At 73.6% G+C, this 9814-nt stretch carries 5 protein-coding genes; 4 read left to right on the top strand and 1 reads right to left on the bottom strand.

What is annotated here, in order from left to right; translation table 11 throughout:
• Together C1A33_RS13715 and C1A33_RS13710 are read left to right on the top strand one after the other, a co-directional pair.
• Nucleotides 1–1081 (top strand): ABC transporter substrate-binding protein (locus C1A33_RS13715; protein WP_165818375.1); only part of this gene is annotated, 1081 nt, incomplete at its 5' end.
• A gap of 237 nt (nt 1082–1318) precedes the next feature.
• Entirely contained in the window at nt 1319–2488 is a 1170-nt protein-coding gene (locus C1A33_RS13710) for a branched-chain amino acid ABC transporter substrate-binding protein (protein ID WP_101831907.1), read from the top strand.
• Nucleotides 2489–2800: 312 nt separating this feature from the next.
• Here C1A33_RS13710 and C1A33_RS13705 read toward each other — a convergent pair whose 3' ends face one another.
• Entirely contained in the window at nt 2801–3343 is a 543-nt protein-coding gene (locus C1A33_RS13705) for a hotdog fold thioesterase (protein ID WP_101831906.1), read from the bottom strand.
• An 83-nt stretch (nt 3344–3426) separates the two neighbouring features.
• On the opposite strand from C1A33_RS13705, the gene polA reads away from it, so the two are divergent.
• Nucleotides 3427–6207: a DNA polymerase I gene (gene polA, locus C1A33_RS13700; RefSeq protein ID WP_243407519.1), complete on the top strand. Its 2781-nt coding sequence runs from the start codon at nt 3427–3429 to the stop codon at nt 6205–6207.
• A gap of 444 nt (nt 6208–6651) precedes the next feature.
• Nucleotides 6652–9814 (top strand): EAL domain-containing protein (locus C1A33_RS13695; RefSeq protein ID WP_101831905.1); only part of this gene is annotated, 3163 nt, incomplete at its 3' end.

The raw sequence follows: 9814 nt of genomic DNA, 5'->3' as shown, positions 1-9814 counted from the left end.
CCCCCGCACCCGCCCCTACCCGACCTACTTCCGCCTCAGCGGCACCGACGAGCTGCAGGCACAGGTCGCCGCCGACTATGCCGTGCACACCCTCAACCGTCACCGCATCACCGTGGTCGACGGCGAGCCGCGCTACGGCACGACCCTCGGTGACCGGTTCGCCGTGCACGCCGCCGCGCTCGGCGCGTCGGTGACCTCCCTGTACCCCGAGCATGGTGACGGCGGTGACAGCGGCGACCTCGACGAGATCGTCGCCGCGCTCGACGGCGAGGCACCCGACCTCGTCTACGTCTCCACCGGCGCCTCCTTCGCCGGCAAGCTGCGCTCCCGCCTCGCCGACTCCGGCGCGTCCATCCAGATCCTGGGCTCGGACGCGTTGCTGGAGCCGCGCTACACCGACGAGACGCGCACCGCCGCCGACGGTGACCTCATCACCAGCCTGCTGACGCCGGCGACCCGCCTGCCCGCCGCCGGCGCGTTCGTCGCGGCCTACTCGGCCCGCTACGGCGGCCCCGCCGACGACGAGGGCGCCACCGCCCCGGCCACCCGCTCTCCGGACATGACCCCCTCCGCGGACGCGTTCCACTCCCATGCTCCGGACGCGTCGCGGGGTCCGGACGCGGCGCGTGCCTCGGGCCCCTCCCGAGCCATCGGGGCCGCGATGCCGGCCCATGGCGCCGGGCTGGTCCGCAGCGGGATGCCCGCGGCCCGGGCCGCGGTGGCCGCGCCGCCTGACCGTGACGACGTCGACGGCCCGGGCGGCGCGCGCACCCGGCAGGCGGCGCATGAAGCGGCCGAGGAACTGGCTCAGCGGCAGGCCGAGGCCATCCCGGCCGTCGCCGCCTATGCCTACGACGCGACCAGGGCGATCATCCGTGCCGCGGCGACCGTGCTGCCCGGCCGGATGGCCGTCGACGCCGCCGCCCGCCACGACATCGCCGCCGCGATCGGCCGCGGCACGTTCGCCGGCGTCACCGGCTCCGTCGCGTTCGACCGGTGGGGCGACACCCGGCGGCCCTCCGTCGAGCTCTACACCATCCTCGGTGGGCGTCTCGTCGCGCTGGCCACCCGCACCGGCTGACCGCGCCCGGCCGAGCTCCCACGCGGATGACCGCGAATGGCGCCGGTCGCGCGTCGCCACCAGGAACCGCGGAAAGCTACGACACGACTACCTGAAGCCATCGCCGCAGCCTCGCCTGGCCTAGATTTCGTCACGACAGGTTGTTGATCGCTTACCTAGGATTGCGACGATGGTGGTGACGATCTTCGGTGTTCCGGCTGCCGGCACCGGCGGCGTGCCGCCGCGGAAGGACGTGTGATGGGCGTTCCCGGGCGGCGTTTCGGGGTGTGGGGGATCGCGGGGGTGTTGGTCGCCACCGCGATCGCGGGGTGTGGCGGCAAGGCGGGTGACGACGGCCGCAAGGAGTTCGCCATCGGCTTCCAGGGGCCGCTGTCCGGCGACGACCAGCAGCTGGGCATCAACGCCTATGACGGGCTGCTGACGGCGGTCGACCTGGCGAACCGGCGGGCCACCCTGCCGTTCCGGCTGCGGATCATCGCCTCGGATGACCAGGGCCAGCCGGCGCAGGGCCCGGCCGCCGCCCAGAAGCTCATCGACAACCCGAGCGTGATCGGCGTCGTCGGACCGGTGTTCTCCGGGGCGACCAGGACGAGCGAGCCGCTCTACAGCCGGGCAGGCCTGCTCTCGGTCAGCCCGTCGGCGACCAGTCCGACGCTGACCGACCAGGGCTTCACCACGTTCTACCGGCTGATGGCACCCGACACCGTCCAGGGCGCCGCCGCCGCCGAGTACCTGGCCAAGGCGCTGCACGCGGACAGGGTGTACTCGCTGGACGACCGCAGTGAGTACGGCACCGGTCTGTCCGGTGCGCTGGAGGGCGCTCTGGACGATCACGGGGTCACGGTCATCCACGACGACCTCAGCCCGGCGAGGGACTACACCGCCCAGGCAGCGAAGATCATCGCCGCGCATCCGGACGCGCTCTACTATTCGGGGTACTACTCGGAGCTCGCCCCGCTCGCCCGGGCGCTGCGCAGCAAGGGCTACACCGGCAGGATCGTCAGCGGTGACGGGGCGAACGACGACCAGCTCATCCGCCAGGCCGGCATCGGCAACGCCGAGGGGATCCTGCTGACCTGCGCCTGCCGGGACGCGGGCAGCGACCCCGCGGCGACCGGTTTCGCCGCCGAGTACCGCTCGGTCAACAGCGGCATCCGGCCCGGCACCTACTCCGCCGAGGCGTACGACGCGGCGAACGCCATCATCGACGTGCTGCGCCGGCTCGGCACGGGCGCGACCCGCCGGGCGGTCGCGGCGGGCTTCGGCTCGGTGGACCTGCCCGGCGTGACCAAGCGGATCCGCTTCCGCCGGGGCGGCGACGTCGACAGCACCGCTGTCTACCTGTACGAGGTGCGTGGTGGTCACCGGGTCCTGCGCGGCCCGATCGACGCGCTCGTCAGGCCCTGACCAGCTCCCTCGGCCTGGGCGCGCACGCGCGCGCCCAGGCCGAGGGAGGAGATGAGGCACCCGGGATCGACTTTGGTGCCGTTCGGACCTTCCCCGCGCCCGAGCGTTGTCTACTCGCCCGTCCCGGGTGCCACCGGCGATGACGTTAAGCCCACCGCCGCATCAGGTCAATGTAGCGCGCGGAGTCCGGTGTGTCCGTTCGGATATACCTGCCGGGGCGGACGGGGGTACCCGGCTGGCCGGACTTTCGCGGAGGGGCCGGAATCGGTGTGCCGTTTATGATGCGTATGCGGATTGGTCCTGCCGTGGCATTTAGCTCTGGTCCGGACGTTCCGTGGGTTCGCCGGGGCGGGCGGCGCGGACCATGCAGGTGATCCGGGCGGTGCAGACCGGGCGATCCTGCTCGTCCGTGATGCGGATGTCGTAGGTGGCCAGGGTGCGCCCACCGTGTACCCGGGTCGCGACGGCGGTGACGGTTCCCGAGGTCAGCGAGCGGTGATGGGTCGCGTTCACCTCGATCCCCACCGCGACCGACCCGGCGGGGGCGCCGATCACGGCGGCGATCGACCCGGCCGTCTCGGCGAGCACCACCGAGGCGCCGCCGTGCAGCAGGCCGAACGGCTGCCGGTTGCCCTCGACCGGCATCGTGGCGACGACCCGGGCGGCGTCCGCCTCGACGAGCAGGACGCCCATCCGCCGCTCGAGCTCGCCGCGCAGCTCGTTGAGCTCGGCGACGAGCGCCCGCGCGGGCGGGTGGCCGGCGCCGGGCCCCGGCGCGGCGGCGTCCGGCGTGTCCGTCGGCCCGGTGGTCGGTGTGGCAGCCGGTGTGGCAGCCGGTGTGGCATCGGCAGGCATGACGAGCAGACTAATCGGGCACCGCCCGCGACAGACCGCCCACGGCCCACGAAACTGTCGGACGCACGGCCTAAACTCGCCGCGTGCCCGTCACCACGCCGAACACTCCCGCCGGCAAGCCGCCCGCCACCCGCTCGCGCGCCGCCGCCAGGCCCGCCGCGGCCACGAGGCCGCAGCCCGCCGGGGCGGCCGCCGCCACGCCGCGGCTGCTGCTGCTCGACGGGCACTCGCTGGCCTACCGCGCCTTCTACGCGCTGCCGGTGGAGAACTTCTCGACCACCACCGGCCAGCCGACGAACGCCGTGTACGGCTTCACCTCGATGCTGATCAACGTGCTGCGCGACGAGCGGCCGACGCACGTCGCGGTCGCCTGGGACCTGCCGACGCCGACCTTCCGGCACAACCAGTACGCCGAGTACAAGGCCGGCCGGGCCGAGACGCCGGCCGACTTCGTCGGGCAGGTCAGCCTCATCCACCAGGTCTGCGACGCGCTCGCGGTGCCCGGGGTGAGCGCCCCGGGCTTCGAGGCCGACGATGTGATCGCCACGCTGGCCACCGCCGGTTCCGCCGCCGGCATGGACGTCCTGGTCGTCACCGGTGACCGGGACGCGCTGCAGCTCGTCGGCGACCGGGTGACGGTGCTGATGACCCGCAAGGGCATCTCCGACATGACCCGGTTCACCCCCGACGAGGTCCACGCGAAGTACGGCCTGTCCCCGGCGCAGTACCCCGACTTCGCCGCGCTGCGCGGCGACCCGTCCGACAACCTGCCCTCCGTGCCCGGCGTGGGGGAGAAGACGGCCACCAAGTGGATCCAGCAGTTCGGCTCGCTCGCCGATCTGGTCGACCGGGCCGACGAGATCGGCGGGAAGACGGGCGCGTCGCTGCGGGCCCACCTGTCCTCGGTGATCCGCAACCGGTCGCTGACCGAGCTGGCCCGCGACGTGCCGCTGCCCGTCACGCCGGACGAGCTGCGGCTGCGCCCATGGGACCGGGAGAGCGTCCACCAGCTGTTCGACACGCTGCAGTTCCGGGTGCTGCGGGAGCGGCTCTACGCGGCGCTGGCCACGGCCCCGCCGCCGGTCGAGGAGGGCTTCGAGGTCTCGTTGTCCACCCTCGGCCCGGACGAGGTGGCCGGCTGGCTCGCCGAGCACGCCCGCGGCGGGCAGCGGGTCGGCCTGCACGCCCGCGGCAGCTGGGGCCGGGGTACCGGCGTGCTGTCGGGCCTGGCGCTCGCGGCGGCGGACGGCGCCGCCGCCTGGGTCGACCCGACCAGGCTCACCCCCGCCGACCTCGACGCCCTCGGCGGCTGGCTCGCGGACCCCGCCCAGCCCAAGGCGGGCCACGACGTCAAGGGCCCGATGCTCGCGCTCGCCGAGCTCGGCCTGACCCTCGCCGGTGTCACCAGCGACACCGCGCTCGCCGCCTACCTGGCCCTGCCCGGCCAGCGCTCGTTCGACCTCGGCGACCTCGTCGCCCGCTACCTGCACCGCGACCTGGCCAGTGAGCCCGCCAGCAACGGCCAGCTCACCCTCGACGGCACCGGCGAGGAGGAGGAGTCGCAGGCCGACGCGGTGCGCGCGCTGGCCTGCCGGGAGCTCGCCGACGAACTCGACGCCGACCTCGAACGCCGCTCGGCGGCCGGCCTGCTGCGCGACATCGAGCTCCCGCTCGTCACCGTCCTCGCCGGCATGGAGCGCGCCGGCATCGCCGCCGACCAGGAACACCTCGCCGACCTGCAGAAGAGCTACGGCGCCGAGGTGTCCGCCGTCGCCGCCCAGGCGCACGAGATCGTCGGGCGGGCGTTCAACCTCGGCTCACCCAAGCAGCTCCAGCAGATCCTGTTCGACGAGCTGGCCCTGCCCAAGACCAAGAAGATCAAGACCGGCTACACCACGGACGCCGACGCGCTGGCATGGCTGGCCGTCCAGTCCGACCATCCGCTGCTGCCCGTGCTGCTGCGCCACCGCGACGTCGCCCGGCTCAAGACCGTCGTCGACTCGCTGCTGCCGATGATCGACGACGCCGGTCGCATCCACACCACGTTCAACCAGACGATCGCCGCCACCGGCCGGCTGTCGTCCACCGACCCGAACCTGCAGAACATCCCGATCCGCACCGCCGAGGGCCGCCAGATCCGCCGCGCGTTCGTCGTCGGCGCCGGCCACGAGTCGCTGCTCACCGCGGACTACTCGCAGATCGAGATGCGGATCATGGCCCACCTGTCCGGTGACGAGGGACTGATCGAGGCCTTCGGCTCGGGGGAGGACCTGCACACCTTCGTCGCCGCCGAGGCGTTCGGCCTGCCGGTCAGCGAGGTCGACCCGGAGCTGCGCCGGCGGATCAAGGCGATGTCCTACGGCCTGGCGTACGGGCTGTCCGCCTTCGGGCTCGCCTCCCAGCTCGGTATCGCCCCCGACGAGGCGCGTGAGCACATGGACGCGTACTTCGCCCGGTTCGGTGGGGTGCGCGATTTCCTGCGTGGTGTCGTCGACCGGGCCCGCGGCGACGGTTACACCGAGACGATGCTCGGCCGCCGCCGCTACCTGCCCGACCTGACCAGCGACAACGCCCAGCGCCGGCAGATGGCCGAGCGCATGGCCCTCAACGCGCCGATCCAGGGCTCGGCCGCCGACATCATCAAGATCGCCATGCTGGGCGTCGACCGGGCGCTGCGTGCCGGCGGCTACCACTCCCGCCTGCTGCTCCAGGTGCACGACGAGCTCGTCCTGGAGATCGCGCCGGGCGAGCACGAGGACGTCGAGCGGCTCGTCCGCGCCGAGATGACCTCCGCCTACACCATGTCCGTGCCGCTGGAGGTCAGCGTCGGCTCCGGCCGGACCTGGGACGACGCCGCCCACTGACCCCCGCGCCCGCCGCCGGCCGCGGTATGTTCGGACGTTTTGCCGGCCTTTCGGAAAACCTTTCCGGCGGCGGGAGGCAAATGTTGGGACATTATGCCACCGCAGTGGGTTGGCGGCCTGACGCGGATGTTAGGCCGGCCCGTCAACCGGCTATGTTGAAAGAAGGCAGGCCGGTGCGGAACCCGCCGGCCTCGCGAGGAGAGAAGAACCCACCGTCGGTTGGCCGCCGGCCGGATCGCTGTTCTCCCCGGGACGGGGGAAGGCCCCATCAGCCGCCGGCGCGGCGACGCGACGGCTGGTGGACGACCGACGGCCAGGCACCCGCCTGGGCGCGGTGGCCGCGGCGGGCATGGGCCCGGTCGGGTGCCTGCCCGGACGGACCCGGCGGCGCGGATCCTCGCCGGATCTCGGGGCCGGCGGATCGGCGGGGGAGGTAAGCGGCTCGTGTACAGAGACCGTGCGCACGCCGACCGAAGGCGGTTCCTGGTCGTCGCGCCGCTCGGTGCCGCGGTGCTGTTCCTGGCGGGACTGCTGCTGCCCGGCTCTCCCGGATATCGGACCTGGTACGTCGGGCTGGGGCTCACGGTGGCTCTGGCCAACCTCGCCGTGGGGATCACGGTGCGTCCCCGCGCCCGGTGGCCGGCCCCGCTCGCCGTCGCGTCGTTCGCCGCCATGCTGGGGATCAGCGTCGCCGAGTCCACGTCGCTTCCCGCCGCCGCGACGTACCTGATCTGGTTCCCGCCGCTTGCCGCGTACGTCGCCCTGATACGCGTCCCGCTGGCCACCGCCACGATGACGGTCGCCATCGCCATGCTGGTCGCAGGGGCGGCCATCGGTGATGCCCCCGGCGGCCTACCAGCCGCGCTGGTGACCTCGGTGGCGTTGTGCGTGAGTGCCGCGGCGCTGATCGTGAAGGGTCTGTTCCGTGCCGATCTGATGCAGCGGGAGACGGACACGCTGACCAGGCTGCCCAACCGGGCCGGCACGCTGGAACGGGGCGAACGCGCCGTCCAGGAGATCCGGACCGCCGGGCGTGAGGCCGTCCTCGTCCTCGTCGACATCAACCGGTTCCACGAGATCAACGACGCGTTGGGCCATGTGGGCGGGGACACGCTCCTGCGGGTCATCGCACGGACGCTGAAGGGTCTCAACCCGCCGCCCGCCTTCGTAGGCCGGGTCGGGGGGGACGAGTTCGCCATGATCTTCCGCGGGATGTCGGCCCCGGCGGCGGGAACCATCCGGCCGGGAGCGCGGACACCGCCGCCCACGGCCGCGGAGACGACACGCAGCCGGGTGTTCGGCCGGCGGGTCCTGCGCCAGATCCAGGGGCCCTTCGAGGTGTGCGGCGTCGAGGTGGCCGTGGACGCCTCCGTCGGCATCGCGGTCGCACCCCGGGACGGCACCTCGATGGCCCGGCTGCTGACCTGCGCGGACTCGGCGTTGCTGCGTGCCAGGCAGGCCGGGGAGAGCGTCGGCCTGTGGGATCCGGGCATCGCCGGGATCCGACCCGAGGAGATCGCCCTGTACGCGCAGCTGCGCTCGGCGATCAGCCGCGACGAGCTCGTCCTCTACTACCAGCCGCTGCAGTCCGCCCGCTCCGGCACGATCGTCGGGGTGGAGGCGTTGCTGCGCTGGCATCATCCGACGCGGGGGCTGCTCGCGCCCGGCGACTTCCTGCCGGTCGTCGAGCGTTCGTCGCTGATCGCCGACCTGACCCGCTGGGTCCTCGACGAGGCGTTGCGGCAGAGCGCGGACTGGACCGAGGCCGGCCTGCATCTGCCGGTGTCCGTCAACCTCTCCCCCCGGATGCTGGTCCTCGACGACCTGCCCCGGGTGGTCGGCGGGGCGCTCGGCGCCCACGGGCTGAGCAGCAAGGCGCTCACCCTCGAGATCACCGAGAGCGCGCTGGTCACCCAGCCCGCGCGGGCGGCGACGATGCTGCGCCAGCTCTGCGCGGAAGGGGTCGGGTTGTCCCTGGACGACTTCGGCACCGGCTACAGCTCGATGGAGATCCTCAAGACCCTGCCGTTCAACGAGGTCAAGATCGACCGGGGTTTCGTGACCGACGCCAGCGGCAGCCTCCCGGACGCCGCGATCGTGCGGTCGGTCGTCGACCTGGGTCACCGGCTTGGCCTTCGGGTGGTCGGCGAGGGCATCGAGGACGAGCGGACCCTCTCGATGATGATCGACCTGGGCTGCGACCTGCTCCAGGGCGAGGCGATCTCGGTGCCGCTGCCGGCGGCGCAGCTGACAGCGCTGCTGCGTGCCCGGTCGGCGCCGCGCGCGGCCAGCGGGCCGACCACCGACGCCGGGCCGCCGCCCGCCCTCGGCACCCAGCCGTCGGTGCCCACGGAGCGGGCGGCGACCCCGGAGCGCCCGCCTGTCCCCGTCCGGGCGTTCGCGTCGGTTCTCCCACCGCCGCCCGGCGCGCCCCTGCGACCCTGGCTGATGGCGGGCGTCGCCGAGCCGTCCGGCCCGCGGGACACGGAGGGACCTCCGCCCGCGGCGCCGGCTCGGGTCCCACCGGGCGGCGCGTGGACGTCGGTCAGCACCACCCGGCGGCCGCACGATCAGGGGACGGGCGCCGGCTCCCGCCCCGCCGCCGCTGCCCGTGCCGACGCCGAGCGCCTGGCGGTCCTGCGCGACTACCACCTCCTGCATACGATGCCCGAGTCCGCGTTCGACGACCTGGCGGCGATCGCCGCCCGCGCGACCGGCTGTGCCTCGGCCACGATCGTCTTCGTCGACGCGGCGCGGGAATGGACCAGGATCCATGCGAGAACCGGCGCGTCGCAGCTGGCACGGCAGTGCGGCATCGGCGCTCGGGTGATGGCCCAGGGCGCCTTCATCGAGATCCAGGATCTCGCCTCCCCACCCCGATGCCACGACGCGGGCGACCGGATCCGGTTCGCCGCCGGCGCGCCGATCGTCGCCCCCGCCGGGCATGTCCTCGGCGCGCTCACGGTGGTCGACACGGCGCCGCGCCGGCTGAGCACGGGCCACCGGGCGATCCTCACCAACCTCGCCCGCCAGGTGATCTCGCTGCTCGACGCCCGCCGCGAGGCGGCCGTGTTCGCCCTGCTGTCGGGAGCACTCGCCGACCTCGACCGGCTCCTGTTCGCGCGGGACCTGGAGCGGGCGGCGACGATCACGGCGAACGTCGCCGAGGCGCTGCTGGGGGCGAGCGAGGTCGCGCTCATGCTGGCCGAGATGCCGGGATCGACGATCTACCGGGTGGCCGGACAGAGCGTGGGGCCCGGCGTGACGCCGGTCGCCAGCGTCGGCGAGGAACTCGAACGCGACAGCCGCCTGCTCGCGGAGGCGCTGCGCACCCAGGGTCCGCTGTTCGTAGCGGACGCGGCGTCGTCACCGCTGATCATCCACGCCTTCGTCGAGCGGTACCGGCTGGGCTCGGTGTTCCTTGTGCCGCTGCCCGGCGAGGGCGGGCTGCTCGGGGTGATCGCCGCCCGGTGGGAGGACCGGCGCGGCGAGCTCGACCCGGTGGTGGTGCAGGCGCTCACCCTGCTGGCCCGGCAGGCGGCCCACACGCTGGTACGGCTGCGCGCCAGCCGGGACAGCAGGGTGAGCGCCTGCACCACCACCGGGT

The sequence above is a fragment of the Frankia canadensis genome, from assembly GCF_900197875.1.
In the GTDB taxonomy this organism is placed as follows: Bacteria; Actinomycetota; Actinomycetes; order Frankiales; family Frankiaceae; genus Frankia; species Frankia canadensis.
Note: the sequence above shows the minus strand (reverse complement) of the source record. Positions and strands in the feature narration are given on the sequence as shown.